Consider the following 13,805-nt stretch of genomic DNA (forward strand, 5'->3'; position numbering starts at 1 on the left):
GGTACCGTAGGTTAGAGCCCGTTCAGGAACCGGGAGGCGATCGGCAGCGCCGCCGACACGCTGGACCCCCCGTGCCGGACGAAGACGCAGAAGGCCAGATCGCCCCGGTATCCGATGAACCACGCGTGCGGCTCGCCGTCCACGGTCTCGGCGGTCCCGGTCTTGCCGTGCAGGTCCGCGGGCAGCCCGGCGCCCGCGGCCGTGCCGTGGTCGACCACCGCGCGCATCATCGTGCGCAGCCCGGCCACCACGTCCGGGTCGAGCTCCACGGGCTCCGGCGCCGGACCGTCGATGAGCCGGGCGGCCCGCTCGGAGACCAGCCTGGGCGGCCGCCAGGTGCCGTTCTGCACGGCGGCGGCGACCGCGGCCATGCAGAGCGGGCTGGCCGTGACCGTGCCCTGCCCGATCGCGTCGATGGCGCGCTGGTCGGGGTCGTCACTGTCCTGGATCTTGCCGCAGAAGCCGTCCACGCCGGTGGGCAGGGAACGCCCGAACCCCCACTGCGCGGCCGTCTCGGTCAGGTCCGCCGCGTCCAGCCGGCTCAGCGCCTGCTCGATGAACGTGGTGTTGCACGAGTGCGCGAACGCGTCGGTGAAGGAGACGACGCCGCGCTCCGCCTCGCCGTCGTTCCGGAAGCCGCTGTGGCCGGGGACGGTGTACGTGCCGGGACACGGCACCTGGTCGTCGGCCCGGAGACCGGATCCCAGCAGGGCGGCCGCCGTGATGACCTTGAAGACCGAACCCGGCGGAAAGGTGTCCTTGAAGGCGCTGTAGTTGTCCCGCAGCCGGTCGGCCACCGCGAGGATCTCGCCGGTGCGGGGGTCGATCGCCACGATGGCCGCGTCCGCCCGCGCGTCGAGCGCCCGCGCGGCCGCCGCCTGCACCGCGCGGGACAGGGTGGTCCGCTGTCCCTTCTCCTCCGGTACGTCACGCAGCAGCTCCTGGTCCGGCCGGCCCGGCGCCCTGGCCACCAGCACCCGGCCCACCGGCTCGGCCTCCTCCCGATCGTCGCGCAGCGGCACCAGGTGGGCGTCGGCGTAGCTTCTGTGCGGGATCTTGTCGCCCTCCCGGGTCAGCGGCTCGGACGGCGAGGCGAACAGCTCCACCAGGTGGATCGTGCCGCCGTCCTTGAGCAGCGGGTGCAGGGTCTCGGGTTGCCAGAGCACCTTCCACTCCCGCTCGCGCACCGCCAGCCGGAGCGTCCCGGCGAACGGCCACTCGCCCAGTTCCTCCAGCTCCCTGACCCCGCTGAACGGCACCTCGGCCGTCTCCTCGCCGGTGACCCTGACCCGACCCGGCTCCAGCCGCAGCCGCTCCACGCCGAGTTCCCCGGTCATCGCGTCGTGCCAGGCGCGGAAGTCCGCCGGCGGCCGGTCGACCAGGCGCGACATGGCGACCACGTCACTGTCCTCCCAGGCCTGGAAGTACGCGGCCGAGGTCTCGGCGGGGCTGCCCTCTACGCCGCCGGCGGCGGACCAGACCGCGAAGGCGGCCGCCGCTGAAACGGCCAGAACCGCGCCAACGACCACAATCAGCCTGCGCTGTCGCATACGGTTTCTCCCAGGAGGAGATGAACGTGGCACGTGGACAGAGGGAACCGATGCCCGGCCAGTATTCTGTGAGCTTCGGCGAGGTGGAGCTGCTCCGGGACCTGGACAGGCAGGACGGCTGGGTGCTGTCCAAGGATGGCGTACCTCAGTCGTACGTGGACCTACAAGACCCGACTTTTCTCGAATTCGAATATGTCCGGCTGATGGCCGACGTCATCGACCTGCTCGCCGAGGGTCCGCTGAGCTGCGTGCACGTGGGCGGCGGCGCCTGCACCATCCCCCGCTACGTCGCCGCCACCCGCCCGGGCTCCCGGCACATCGTGATCGAACCCGACGGCCTCCTGGTGAACCTGGTCCGTGAGCAGCTCGACCTGCGCTCCGTGCCCAAGCTCAAGATGATCGTCGCGGGCGGCCGGGAGGGCGCCGCCAAGGTCTGGGACGCCTCGGCGGACCTCGTGGTGCTGGACGCCTTCACCGGCGCCACCATGCCCGTCGAACTGGCCACGGTCGAGTATCTCGGCGACCTCGCCCGCGTCCTGCGCCCCACCGGCACGCTGCTGGTGAACCTCGCCGACGGCAAGGGCCTGGCCTTCGCCAGACGCCTGCTCGCCACCGTCACCGGGGCCTTCCGCCACGTCGCGCTGCTGGCGGAGCCGGGCGTGATGCGCGGCCGCCGGTTCGGCAACCTGATCGTCGCCGCCTCACGGGCCGAACTGCCGCTCGGCCCGCTCGCCCGCCGCGCCGCCGGCGGCCTCACCCAGGCCAGGTGCCTGTACGGGGAAGCGCTGACGAACTTCGTCGCCGGCGCCGCCCCGATCAGGGACGGCGACGCGGTGCTCGCCCCGGTGCCCCCGCCCGCGGTGTTCGGCTAGGGGCGGAGGCCCGGAGGGGCCGGGTTCACTCGGTATGGCGGGAACGCCACAGGCCGATGGCGCGGACGCGGGAGTCCACGCCGAGCTTGGCGTAGATGCGGTTGACGTGGTTCTTGACCGTCTTCTCGCTGAGGAACAGCCGCTGGGCGATCTGGCTGTTGGACTGCCCTGTCGCGATCAGGTCCATGACCTCGGCCTCACGCTTGCTCAGGGACGTGAACACGCTATCGAACGCTGCGTCGTCGACTCTCATCCGGCCTCCGGGGCGGCAGACGGTCAGATCGCCGAGTCCCCCCGACCAACCGGCGTTAGCGGTAGACAGCGAGCATAACTCGCATTGACATGTTTTTGGGGAGTTGTCGGAAGAAAACGCCAACGGCCGGTCCCGAAGGACCGGCCGTTGGCACCTGGGGTGAGTGAAGGGACTTGAACCCTCGACATCCAGGACCACAACCTGGCGCTCTGCCAACTGAGCTACACCCACCATCGCGCCGCCTGCGCGGCGGCACAGGAAAAGTGTAGCGGTGTTCGGGAGTCTTCACGCCACCCGTTAACCGCTGACACGCTCCGCGAGTGTCCGGGCCGTCGCCGAGTCAGGCCCCGGCTGGCCGACGAACACGGCTGCACGATAGTAACGCAGCTCGCGGATGCTCTCCAGGATGTCGGCCAGAGCCCTGTGGCCGCCCTGCTTCTCGGGCGCGGCGAAGTAGACCCGGGGGTACCACCGCCGCGCCAGCTCCTTGATCGACGACACGTCGACCATCCGGTAGTGGAGATAGGCGTCGACCGCCGGCATGTCCCTCGCCAGGAACGTCCGGTCGGTGCCGATCGAGTTGCCGCACAGCGGGGCCTTCTTCGGCTCGGGTACGTGACGGCGGATGTAGTCGAGCACCAGCGACTCGGCCTCGGCCAGCGTGACCCCGGTCGCCAGCTCCGGCAGCAGCCCCGACGCGGTGTGCATCTCGCGGACGACCTCGGACATCTGCTCCAGCGACTCCGGCGGCGGCTTGATGATCACGTCGACGCCGTCGTCGAGCTGGTTGAGCTCGCTGTCCGTGATGATGCACGCCACCTCGACCAGCGCGTCGCGCCCGAGGTCGAGACCCGTCATCTCACAGTCGATCCAGACCAGCGAATCACTCATACGTTCTCCTCGCCGCAGCGGCTCGGAGTGACCCCGCCCGCTTGACCATGGGCCCCAGCCTAGTGGCACCCGTCACGCGGGCCTGAGCGAGCTCACCACCTTGTCCACCACGCCGGTTCCGAGGTTGTCGGGCACCGAGATGAAGATGAGCGCGGGCCGCTCGCCCTCGCCGCGGTCCATGAGCACCACGGCGCCGTTCTCCTTCTTCCACTTGTAGCCCTTATCCTCCGAGATCGGGGTGAAGTCGAGCTCGAACTGCACCAGCCACGCGTCCCGGTCGCCGATCTTCATCGCCTGGTCCTTGACGATCTTGGTGGTGTGCTGGAGCGAGTAGAACCTGTTGCTGAAGTCGGCGTAGACCGCCTTGGCCGACAGACCGATCCCTGCGGCCCCCGGATAGGGGTAACGGTCGCTGAGCGGCCCGGTGTAGACGTTGCCGATCCAGTCGGACCGGCCGTCGAACTTCTCCTGGGAGGTCCGCTGCACGGCGCTGCTCCACAGCTGGGCCCCCGGCTCGGTGCTGTTGATCGAGGAGGAGGCAGGCACCTCCCAGCCGTCAGGGACCTCGTACGAGACCTTGACCTGAGGGTCCGTGACGCGGCCTTCGACCGGTTGCGGGAGCTCGGCGGCGGCCGGCGGGCCGGTCGAGGGCGCCGGGTCCGGCTCCTCGGTCTCCGTGGGGTCCTCGGTGGGGTTCTCGGTGGGGTCCTCGGTCGGGGCCTGGGACGTCGACGTCGGCGCGGCGACCGGGTCGGCGGCGTTGTTGACGAAGACGACGCCGGCGGTCACGAGGATCGCCAGCACGAGCACCACCACCGCGCCGCCGATGATCCACGGCGTGGGGTTGCTCCGCTTGGGCGGCGGGCCGTACCCCGGGCCGCCCCACGGCGGCTGCTGCCCGTACGACTGCCCGTAGGGGCCCTGCTGCTGGCCGGGCTGCCCGTACGGCTGCTGGGGGCCGGACTGCCCGTAGGGGCCCTGTTGCGGACCGGACTGACCGAACGCCTGCTGCTGGCCGGGCTGGCCGTAGGGCTGAGAACCGGGCTGGCCGTACGGGGGCTGCTGGGGCCCGGACGCGGGCGGCCGGTCCTGGATCGGGGGCTGCCCGTAGGCGAGGGTGGGATTCGCCCCCGCCGAGGGCCAATCGGGCTGCTGGTCACGGTGCTGCGGGCCGGAGGCGGGCTGCGGGCCGGAAGGCTGCTGCGCCGGCCCCTGGTTCGCCGGGCCCTGCTCCAACGGGTGGGTGGCGTCGGTCCACTCGCCGCCGTCCCACCACCGCAGCTGAGGGGAGCCGTACGGGTCGGGGTACCAGCCCGCGGGGGTCTGCGAGGTCATGCACGTCAGCGTAGTAAACAACCGCTTTGGTGTGCATTCAGCACTTGTAGGTGAAGGTCGTCTTCCCGGTACGGGCCGGTCCCGGCGAGGTCACCCGCAGCGTGGCCGTGGCCTTGGCGGTGCGCTCGCCCTGAAGCCGCCACGTCAGGTCCACGTCGTAGGAGGTGGTGCCGGCGGTGGCGCGCAGGGTGCCCTTCTCCACGTCCTTGTCGAGGTTCATCCGCCACTCGTAGCGGATCTCGCCGACCCCGCCGTTGGTGTCGATCGTGCCGGTGATGAACGCGTCGCTGTCGCAGCCCAGCGTCTTCTCCGACGCGCTGACGGCCACCTTCCGCACCGCCACGGGCGGGTCGTCACCGCCGCTCAGCCGCAGCCAGGCCACGATCGCCCCGGCCATGACGGCCGCGAACACCAGCGCCGACACGATCGTCCGGCGACGCCGCGCCCCGGCCGCCCGGCGTCCCCCGTTCCGGGAGGGGAGAGCGCCCTCGCGCCAGATCCGCTCGGCGGCGCTCGGCGGCGGGTCGGGCGCGACGCCGGGGCCGAACCGCACCGCCTCCCCGCTGCCTGGCCTGGTGGTCGCCCGGCCGGCGTGCGCGGTGTGGGGCGTGCTGTCATGCCCCTGCGGGACGTGCAGCAGGGTGACGATGTCGCCCTCGTCGCGCTCCTGCTCGGCTTCGGCGGGCCTGCCGTACGCGGGAGGCTGCGCGAACATCGACTGGCCGCGCGCCGCCCGCGCCAGCCCGTCACGGGTGAGCAGGCCGCCGGGCAGCGCGTGCGACTCGGCGAGCAGGCCGCTCCTGGCCGTCGCCAGCCCGTGGGTGGTCGCCGTGGCCGCGACCCGCTCGAACAGCGCGGCCGCCTGCGGCGCCTGGTGCCGGCAGGCGGCGGCGAGCCCGCGGGCCAGCGCCGCCCAGCCGGACACGTCGCGTTCCGGCGTGGAGGTGCCGCCCCTGATGGCGTCGGCCAGCCCGCGCTCCGACAGCAGCGCCGCGCCGTCGGCCGTGACGACCACGGTGCCCGGGTGCACCGAGCCGTGCGTCACCCCAGAGGCGTGCAGCGCGAGCAGGGTCTGGGCGGTGTCGGCCAGCACCGCCGCCGCGCCGGCCGCCTCCATCGCGCCGGCCGCCAGCAGGCTCGACAGCGTGGGCGTGACCGCCTGGGCGGTGAGCAGCCACACCTGGTCGCCGGCCGCCACCACGTCGGCGACCGGGATCAGCCCGCCCAGCCCTCCCATGACGAGCCGGCGATCGGTCAGCACCGCCGCCACGACCCGGTCGCGCACCCCGGGCAACTCGATGATCCTGGAGTCGAACAGCAGCGCCCCGGCCCTGCGGCCGTCGGGCGAGATCGCGTCGATCCAGTTGCCCAGCTCGGTGATCCACGTGTGCTCGGTCAGCCGGAACCCGGCGATCCCGTGTCTCGGACTGCTCATCCCCGTCCGTCCCCCCGGAGCGTCAGCGCTTCCTGCGGTGACGCCCCGCCATGCGTCGCCTCACCGCCAGTGTGACGGGAACCGCGCCGAACGTCACCAGCCCCAGCGACAGCAGCGCGGGCCCGTCGCTTACCTCCGGCGTGGGCGAGCGGGTGATGCCGGGCGGCGGCTCCTCGCCGGTCGAGGTGTCGCTCGGCGTGGGCGTCGGGTCCGTGGACGGGGTCCGCGTGGGCTGCCGGGTCGGCTGCCGCGTCGTGGGAGCCCGCGTGGGCGTGGCCGAGGCCCGCGTGGGCTGTGCGGTGCCCTGGTTGGCGGTGCCCGCCCTGCCGGTGAGCTCGGGCTCCGGCTCCTCGGTCGGGGTGGCCGCGGAGGTCCGCACCCGGGTACGGGTGGGCCGCTGCGTGGGCGTGCGGGACCTGCTCGGCCTCGCCGAAGGGCTGCGGGTCGCCGTCGGCTGGGTGACGGGCGCGGCGGACTGCGTCCGGGGCGGCGTCGTCTCCTCAGTCGTCTCCTCAGGGGTGGGCGTCGGCTCCTCGGGCGTCTCGGTCTCGATCGGGTCCAGGGACTCGGTCTCCTCCGGCTCGGCCGCGGAGACCGACGGCGTGGGCGTGGCCGTGCTGGTCTGCGCGCGCAGGGCGGTCTCGCCCTTCCACGGGTTCACCAGGACGACCGCCACGGCGATGGCCACGCCGACGCAGGCCGTGGTGATCGCGGCCTTGGCGGACACCTTGCTCAGCAGCTTGCCCGGCCCGCCGAAACGGGTCTCCGCCAGCGTGGTCACCGCCTCGGCCGGCGCCTCCGGCGGCATCGGCCAGAGCAGCAGGAGCAGGCCCGCCAGCGAGCTCAGGCGCCGCCTGCCGCGCTCCTCCCAGTCGTCCCCGTACGCCTCGCGGGCGACGGACTCCAGCTCCGTCAGGAACGCCTCGGCGGACTCCGGCCGGTCGGCGGCGTGCTTGGCCAGGCCCCGCTCCACCAGGCCCTGCAGGGCGGGCGGCACCTCCTCGACGGGCGGCGGGGTGGCCTGGTGCTGCCGGGCCAGCGCGGCGAGGTTGGTCGCGCGGTACGGGCGGGCGCCGGTCAGGCACTCGAAGAAGACGACGGTGGCCGCGTACACGTCGGTCGAGGGCGAGGCGGGCGCGCTCGACCACTGCTCCGGCGCCATGTACGGGGGCGTGCCGGCCGCGCCGGCCCCGACGCCGACGGGAGCGGCGATGCCGAAGTCGACCAGCTTGCTGGCGCCGTCGCCCTGGACGATCACGTTCTCCGGCTTGTAGTCGCGGTGCACGATGCCCATGGCGTGCGCCGCGGCCAGGCCCCGCAGGGACCCCTTGAGCACGGTCAGCGCGGCCTCCGGCCCGGTGGGGCCCTCGGAGCGGAGCAGCTCGCGCAGCGAGACGCCGTTCACCAGCTCCATCACGATGGCCGCGCCGTCGCCGTGCTCGACGTAGTCGATCAGCCTGGCGTTGTGCGGGCTGCGCATCGCGCCCAGCACCCTGGCCTCCTGGCGGAACCGGGCGACGAAGCTGACGTCGTCCCTGAGCCGGTCGGACAGGTACTTGACGGCGACCTCGGCCCCGTCGTGGTCGCGCGTGGCCAGGACCACCCGGCCGGCGGCGCCGCTGCCCAGCTCTCGGACCTCGGTGTAACCGGGGACCCCCCACCGCTCATCGCCGTACATAGCGGTCTCCTCTACGGTTGTCCGGGCCCCCACCCTCAACAGACGGAGCGTAGCTTAACCGGCGTTTCACCATCACCGGCAGCAGATATCCGAAATCGGAACTACGAGGTCAGTCGATCTGCGGCTGCGGGGTCTCCGTCACCTCGGGCTCGCACGCGGGCAGCCGGCCGTCCCGCTGGGAGACGCCGTTGCCGGCGCCCGGCCGGGTGCTCGCCCGTACCAGCCAGGACGTCCCGCAGGCGGCCTCGACCGGATGCCGGAGCGTCCGGGTGTACGAGGTGGCGCCGGACAGCGTGAGCTGCCTGGTGCCGGCGAGCCGGCCGTCCTGGTAGAACCCCACGACCAGGCGGACCGGCCGCGCGTCGCCGGTGGTCACCGCGACCGTGGTGGTCAGCGCGCCCCGGCCCGCCACGGCGCGGACGACGGACACGCTCTTCACCTCGATGGGGCAGACGACGGCGGCGCGGGCGGCGGCGGTCCGGTCGCCCGCGGTCACCCGCACCGTGATGGTGGAGCCGCACGGGCGGGCGCGGAAGGCGTGACGGAAGGTCCGCAGGTACGAGGTGCGCCCGGACACGTTCGCAGTCCGGGTGGCGACCTGGTCGCCGTCCACCGCGAAGGCGGCGGTGACCGGCACCTGGCCGGTGCCGCTGGTGCGCAGGGACACGGTGGCCGCGGCGGTGCCGCCCGCCATGGCCAGCCGCACCCGCAGACCGGTCGCCTCGGTCGGGCAGGGCGGCACGTTCATGGTGGCCGTGGCGTTGCCGCCGCGTGCGGGCGGGTCGGAGGCGACGGTGAGCGTGACGCTCCTGCCGCAGGGGCGCTCGCCCAGGTCGTACGAGAGGGAGCGGGTGTAGGAGCGGGCGTCGCCGAGCCGGATCCGTTCGGAGCGCACGGCCTCCCCGGCGACGAGCCAGGTGGCGCGGACGGTCACAGGGCCGGTGCCGGTGGCGTCGAGGGCGAAGGCTCCCGCGGCCACGGCGCCCCGGACCGATAACCGGCTCACGGACAGCGAGGACACCGCGGTCTCGGGCGGCGCGCTGGTGACCGGGCCGCTCGGCGTCGGGGTGCCCGTGGTGGGGGTGCCCGTGGTGGGGGTGCCTGTCGGAGTGGTCGGCGGCGAGGTCGGGGGCTGAGAGGTGGGCGGCTGGGTGGTCGGCGGGCGGGTGGTCTCCGGGGCCGTGGACGTCGGGGCACTCGTGGACGTCGGGACGCTCGTGGACGTGCCGGTGGCGGTCACGCGCGGGTCGGAGAAGCCGGTGGTGGCGAGGTCAGGGACGCCGGTCGTGCCGGGCGTGGGCAGGGTCGCGTCGTCCACGGTCGGCAGCCTGCCGAGCGCCTGGTCCGACGGCTCGCTCGTCGGGTCCGTGGCGGGTCCGGGGCTCTGCTCGGGCGTACGCTCCGGCGCCGGGGACGGTGTCAGCGCCGGCGGCTCCGACGGCGCGGCGGCCACCGGGTTCAGCCGGGTGGGCGTCTCCCTGTTGACGGCGACGACCACCACGCCGGCGGCCACCACGGCGGCCAGCCCGCCCGCCATGGCGACGCGCACCGCCTTGCGGCGCACGCCCTTGAACACCGTGTGGGCCAGGGTGGTGGTCACCTGCGTGGCGGCGGGCTCGGCGGGCTCGGGCAGCAGCAGGGCGAGCAGCAGCACCAGCCCGGCCAGCCGCCGGCGGCCGCGCTCCTCCCAGTCCTCGCCGTAGGCGGCCCTGGCCACCCGCTCCAGTTCGGCGACGAACGCCTCGGCTCCGGCCGGCCGGTCGGCGGGGTCCTTGGCCAGCCCGCGCAGGATCAGCCCGCGTACCGGCTCGGGGGCGTCGTGCGCCGGGACCGGGGCGTGCAGGTGCTGGTAGCCCAGCACGGTCGGCTCGGACGAGCGGTAGGGCCGGTGGCCCGTCAGGCACTCGAAGAACACGGCGGTGGCCGCGTACACGTCGGTCGCCGGGGAGGCGGGCTCGCCTGCCCACAGCTCCGGAGCCATGTACGGCGGCGTGCCCTCGGCCCTGGTCGCCTGTCCCTGCCTGACGGCGATGCCGAAGTCGACCAGCTTGCTGCGGCCGTCCTCACGGACGATCACGTTCTCCGGCTTGTAGTCGCGGTGGACCAGGCCGAGCGCGTGCGCCCTGGCCAGGCCGAGCAGCGAGCCCTTGAGCACCACCAGCGCCGCTTCGGGGCCGGTGGCGCCGCTCTCACGCAGCAGCGCGCGCAGGGGGACGCCATTGACCAGCTCCATGACGATGGCGGCGCCCTGCGGGTCCTGGATGTACTCCCACAGGGTGGCGACGTTCGGGTCGCGCAAGGTGGTGAGCAACCGCGCCTCGGAGCGGAACCTGTCCAGCGCGGCCGGGTCGTGCCGCCACCTCTCGGAGAGGTACTTGATCGCGACCTTGACGCCGGTCTCCTCGTGCACGGCCAGCACGACCCGGCCGCCGGCGCCCGCGCCGAGCTGCCTGATCTCCGTGTAGCCGGGTGCGCTCCACTCCATGTGTCCGCCTTCTTGCAACCAAGGGTCGGCCCACCTGATGAGACGCGTGATCTAGGAGGTGAGTTGGCCGGATCCGCCCTCGTTCATGGAACTACTTTCTGTCACGGATGTGAACAGGTATGCCGATCCCGTCGGGGAGCGCCGGGTCGGGCACGGGTTCGCCCCAGGTGGTGACCAGGGGGAGCACCCCGGCCCACACGGGGAGCGCGTAGTCGGCCTCCTCGTCGGAGGGCGCGCCGCGGCGGATCTTGACCGACGCCTCCTCCAGCGACAGGGCGAGCACCACGGTCGCGGCCAGCTCCTTGCGGCTCGGCTGCCGGGCGTAGTCCCACTGGCCGGGGGCCAGGCGCTCGGTCAGCGCGCGCAGCCCGGTGATCCGCTCCTCCTCGTCCGTCACCAGCCTGGCCCGGCCGTAGACGATCGCGGAGCGGTAGTTCACCGAGTGGTTGAAGACCGACCTGGCCAGCACGATGCCGTCGAGGTGGGTCACCGTGACGCAGACCTCCCGCTCCTCGGCCGCCCGCAGCGACCGGGCCCCGGTCGAGCCGTGCAGGTAGAGGGTGTCGCCGACCCGGCCGTAGCCGGTGGGCACCACCATCGGGTAGCCGTCGGTCACCACGCCCAGGTGGCAGATGAGGCCCGTGTCGAGCACCTCGTACAGATCGTCCCTGTCGGCGGCGGCGCGCTCCTTGGAGCGGCCCAGCCGGGTGCGGGCGGTGGTGGAGAGCATGGCGTCGACCGTAACGGCGAAGTGGACCTATTCTGGAGAGCCACTATCACCCCCTTTCCGGAGACCACTTGCGCGCTCTCGTCGATCTCCCCATCTCCCTGTCCCGGGAGTCCGAGGTGCCGCTGATCGCCCAGCTCGCCGCCCGGCTGCGCGAGGCCATGCTGTCCGGCGCGCTCGCCGCGGGTGAGCGGCTGCCGTCGTCGCGCGGGCTGGCCGCCCAGCTCGGGGTCAGCCGCACGGTGGTGACGGAGGCCTACCAGCAGCTCTACGCCGAGGGCTGGCTGGAGGGCAGGCACGGCTCCGGCACGTACGTCGCCTCGCTGGAGACGCCGCCGGCCGCCGTCCGCGAGGTCGCGGGGGACCCGCCCGTCCCGAGGCCGGCGTGGACGCGGAGACCCGGGGACGTGATCGACCTGTCGCCCGGTCAGCCCTGGGTGCGCGACTACGACGCGGCCGCCTGGAGGCGGGCCTGGCGCAAGGCCGCCGACCTGCCGCCCGGCGACCACCCCGACCCCTACGGCCTGCCCCGGCTCAGAGAGCTGCTGGCCGGCCATCTGCGCCGCACCAGGGCCATGGCCGTCGGGCCGGAGCACGTCCTGGTCACCCGCGGCACCGGCAACGGCCTCGACCTGTGCGCGCAGGCCCTGCTCGGCCCGGGGACCCGGGCAGGCGTGGAGGATCCGGGCTACCACGTGGCGCGCACCGTGTTCGCCGCCAGGGGCGCGGAGGTGGTGCCGTGCCCGGTCGACGAGGACGGGGTGATCGTCGACGACCTGCCCGCCGGCCTGCGGGTGCTCTACACCACCCCCGCGCACCAGTACCCGCTGGGCGGGCGGCTGCCGATCCCGCGCCGCGAGCGGCTGCTGTCGTGGGCCAGGCGCACCGGCGCGACGGTCGTGGAGGACGACTACGACGCCGAGTTCCGCTACGACGTCGCCCCGCTGCCCGCGCTCCACGGCCTCGACCCGTCACGGGTGGTGCTGCTGGGCACGCTGTCGAAGTCCCTGGCGCCCGACGTCGGCGTCGGCTGGCTGGTCGCCACGCCCGACCTGGTCGACCGGATGGCCGCCATCCGCCGCGCCGTCTCCGACCGCACCAGCGGGCCGGTGCAGCAGGCGGTGGCCACCCTCCTGGAGCGCGGCGACCTCGACCGCCACCTGCGCAGGATGCGGCTGGAGTACGCGCGCAGGCGCGTGGCCGTGGTGGAGGTGCTCGGCCCGGTCTGCCGGCTGCGCGGCGACACGGCCGGGCTGCACATGCTGGCCGAGCTGCCGCCGGGACTGGCCCCGCGGATCATGGAGCGCGCGGCGGAGCGCGGCGTGCTGCTCGACACGGCCGAGCGCCACCATCTCGGGCCCGAGCGGGTGCACGGCCTGGTCATCGGGTACGGGTCCGCGTCGCTCGCGCAGGTGCGGCGGGGCTGCCGGATCGTGGCAGAGATGATCAAGGAAGGCTGAGCGCGGGCGCGGGCTCCAGCTCGCGCAGCAGGGGCAGCGCCCGGTGCGCGTAGAGCGGATCGACCGGGAGCACGTGACGGGCCCACCAGCGGGCCGGCTCGGGGTCGGGCGAGGGATCGGTGAATCCCGGAGCGTAGTCGTCGTACGGGGGGTCGTAGAGGTAGCCGGTCGCCACCCCGTGGCGCTCCAGCTCGGCGATGGCCGTGTCGCGGTCGCGCACGAGCATCGGCACCCTGAACAGGGGCTGATCGGTCTGTTCGCGGACGGCCGGAGCGGCGATCGGTAAACCTGCCAGCAACGCGACCCCGGCCAGCCTGCGCGCGCGCTCGCGCGGCACCTCGGCCACCCGCCGGGTCTGGTACCAGCGGGCGACGGGGCCCCGCCGGGTCCGGTAGTCGTGCAGGTCGGCCCGGACCCACGGGTCGAACGCCGGCAGCGCGGGCGCGTACGGCAGCGCCTCCTCCAGCTCGCGGGCCAGCAGCGCGATGCGGTAGCCCTCGCGCTCCTCCTGCATGCCCAGCGCGCGCATCAGCCACAGCGCGGGGCGCACCAGGTCGAGCCGGAGCGCCGCCTGGCGGGCCATCGAGGTGGCCACGGAGACCAGCTCCGCCCACCACGACGCCGGCTGCAGCAGCGCGTCGCGGGCCCGTTCCAGCGCCCGCAGGTCGGCAGGGTCCGCCACGGCCAGCACCCCGCCCGAGCCCGCCGCGGCGTGCTTGGACAGGCTGAACACCCCGGCCACGCCGAAGGTGCCCAGCGGCCGGCCGCCGACGCAGGTCTCCATGGCGTGGGCGACGTCCTCGACGAGGACCTTCCCGGCGCACGTGGTCAGCTGGTCGGGCAGCCCGTACAGGTTGGTCGTCAGTACGGCGTCCACGTCGGAGAGGTCGACGCGGCCGGCGTCGATGTTGCCGTCGCGCGGCGACAGCGGCGCGATCACCGGGCGCAGCCCGGCGGCGAGCACCAGGAAGAGGATCTCATCCGCGGAGATCGGCGACATGAGCAGCCGCTGGCCCGGCGAGCACCAGTGACGCAGCGCCAGGTAGAGGCCGAGACGGTTGGACGGGAGGAGCAGGCAGTGACGCCCGGTGCGCTCCTCTATCGGCTTCATCGGGGGGA

At 73.7% G+C, this 13,805-nt stretch carries 11 protein-coding genes and 1 tRNA gene; 2 read left to right on the plus strand and 10 right to left on the minus strand.

Going from position 1 to position 13,805, the window contains the following annotated elements:
- Positions 1-11: 11 nt before the first annotated feature.
- Positions 12-1,550, minus strand: coding sequence for a penicillin-binding transpeptidase domain-containing protein (locus tag ACQEUU_RS33150; protein WP_433073319.1), 1,539 nt, complete (start codon positions 1,548-1,550; stop codon positions 12-14).
- Between the two features lie 50 nt (positions 1,551-1,600).
- Between ACQEUU_RS33150 and ACQEUU_RS33155 the strand changes: the two genes are divergently transcribed.
- On the plus strand, positions 1,601-2,422 hold the full coding sequence (locus tag ACQEUU_RS33155; protein WP_433074474.1) for a spermidine synthase: 822 nt from the start codon (positions 1,601-1,603) through the stop codon (positions 2,420-2,422).
- A 25-nt stretch (positions 2,423-2,447) separates the two neighbouring features.
- On the opposite strand, the gene ACQEUU_RS33160 is transcribed toward ACQEUU_RS33155, so the two are convergent.
- The 8 genes from ACQEUU_RS33160 to ACQEUU_RS33195 all read right to left on the minus strand — a co-directional run bounded on the left by ACQEUU_RS33160 (position 2,448) and on the right by ACQEUU_RS33195 (position 11,229).
- Complete coding sequence (locus ACQEUU_RS33160; RefSeq protein ID WP_433073322.1) at positions 2,448-2,645, minus strand: helix-turn-helix domain-containing protein; 198 nt, start codon at positions 2,643-2,645, stop codon at positions 2,448-2,450.
- 185 nt (positions 2,646-2,830) lie between these two features.
- Positions 2,831-2,906 (minus strand) — tRNA-His (locus tag ACQEUU_RS33165).
- Between the two features lie 66 nt (positions 2,907-2,972).
- Complete coding sequence (gene orn / locus ACQEUU_RS33170) at positions 2,973-3,566, minus strand: oligoribonuclease (protein ID WP_433073325.1); 594 nt, start codon at positions 3,564-3,566, stop codon at positions 2,973-2,975.
- 72 nt (positions 3,567-3,638) lie between these two features.
- A complete protein-coding gene (locus ACQEUU_RS33175) occupies positions 3,639-4,901 on the minus strand; it encodes a DUF2510 domain-containing protein (RefSeq protein WP_433073328.1) in 1,263 nt (420 codons plus the stop codon).
- 37 nt (positions 4,902-4,938) lie between these two features.
- Positions 4,939-6,336 carry a hypothetical protein gene (locus tag ACQEUU_RS33180; RefSeq protein WP_433073331.1) on the minus strand — a complete coding sequence of 466 codons (1,398 nt, stop codon included), beginning with the start codon at positions 6,334-6,336 and terminating at the stop codon, positions 4,939-4,941.
- A gap of 22 nt (positions 6,337-6,358) precedes the next feature.
- Positions 6,359-8,014: a protein kinase domain-containing protein gene (locus ACQEUU_RS33185; protein WP_433073334.1), complete on the minus strand. Its 1,656-nt coding sequence runs from the start codon at positions 8,012-8,014 to the stop codon at positions 6,359-6,361.
- Between the two features lie 109 nt (positions 8,015-8,123).
- Positions 8,124-10,499: a protein kinase domain-containing protein gene (locus tag ACQEUU_RS33190; RefSeq protein WP_433073337.1), complete on the minus strand. Its 2,376-nt coding sequence runs from the start codon at positions 10,497-10,499 to the stop codon at positions 8,124-8,126.
- A 91-nt stretch (positions 10,500-10,590) separates the two neighbouring features.
- Complete coding sequence (locus tag ACQEUU_RS33195) at positions 10,591-11,229, minus strand: pyridoxamine 5'-phosphate oxidase family protein (RefSeq protein WP_433073339.1); 639 nt, start codon at positions 11,227-11,229, stop codon at positions 10,591-10,593.
- 68 nt (positions 11,230-11,297) lie between these two features.
- On the opposite strand from ACQEUU_RS33195, the gene ACQEUU_RS33200 reads away from it, so the two are divergent.
- Positions 11,298-12,686, plus strand: a complete 1,389-nt coding sequence (locus ACQEUU_RS33200; protein ID WP_433073342.1) for a PLP-dependent aminotransferase family protein — start codon at positions 11,298-11,300, stop codon at positions 12,684-12,686.
- On the opposite strand, the gene ACQEUU_RS33205 is transcribed toward ACQEUU_RS33200, so the two are convergent.
- Positions 12,673-13,797 (minus strand): DegT/DnrJ/EryC1/StrS family aminotransferase, encoded by a 1,125-nt coding sequence (locus tag ACQEUU_RS33205; RefSeq protein WP_433073345.1) that lies wholly within the window; start codon positions 13,795-13,797, stop codon positions 12,673-12,675. The genes ACQEUU_RS33200 and ACQEUU_RS33205 overlap by 14 nt on opposite strands.
- Between the last annotated feature and the right edge of the window lie 8 nt (positions 13,798-13,805).

This window comes from Nonomuraea sp. CA-218870 (assembly GCF_050936535.1).
GTDB classification, from domain to species: Bacteria; Actinomycetota; Actinomycetes; order Streptosporangiales; family Streptosporangiaceae; genus Nonomuraea; species Nonomuraea corallina.

Coding starts and splice junctions, on each gene's coding strand:
- ACQEUU_RS33150 (WP_433073319.1), bottom strand. CDS start 1,550: ATGCGACAGCGCAGGCTGATTGTGGTCGTTGGCGCGGTTCTGGCCGTT.
- ACQEUU_RS33155 (WP_433074474.1), top strand. CDS start 1,601: ATGCCCGGCCAGTATTCTGTGAGCTTCGGCGAGGTGGAGCTGCTCCGG.
- orn (WP_433073325.1), bottom strand. CDS start 3,566: ATGAGTGATTCGCTGGTCTGGATCGACTGTGAGATGACGGGTCTCGAC.
- ACQEUU_RS33175 (WP_433073328.1), bottom strand. CDS start 4,901: ATGACCTCGCAGACCCCCGCGGGCTGGTACCCCGACCCGTACGGCTCC.
- ACQEUU_RS33180 (WP_433073331.1), bottom strand. CDS start 6,336: ATGAGCAGTCCGAGACACGGGATCGCCGGGTTCCGGCTGACCGAGCAC.
- ACQEUU_RS33185 (WP_433073334.1), bottom strand. CDS start 8,014: ATGTACGGCGATGAGCGGTGGGGGGTCCCCGGTTACACCGAGGTCCGA.
- ACQEUU_RS33190 (WP_433073337.1), bottom strand. CDS start 10,499: ATGGAGTGGAGCGCACCCGGCTACACGGAGATCAGGCAGCTCGGCGCG.
- ACQEUU_RS33195 (WP_433073339.1), bottom strand. CDS start 11,229: ATGCTCTCCACCACCGCCCGCACCCGGCTGGGCCGCTCCAAGGAGCGC.
- ACQEUU_RS33205 (WP_433073345.1), bottom strand. CDS start 13,797: ATGAAGCCGATAGAGGAGCGCACCGGGCGTCACTGCCTGCTCCTCCCG.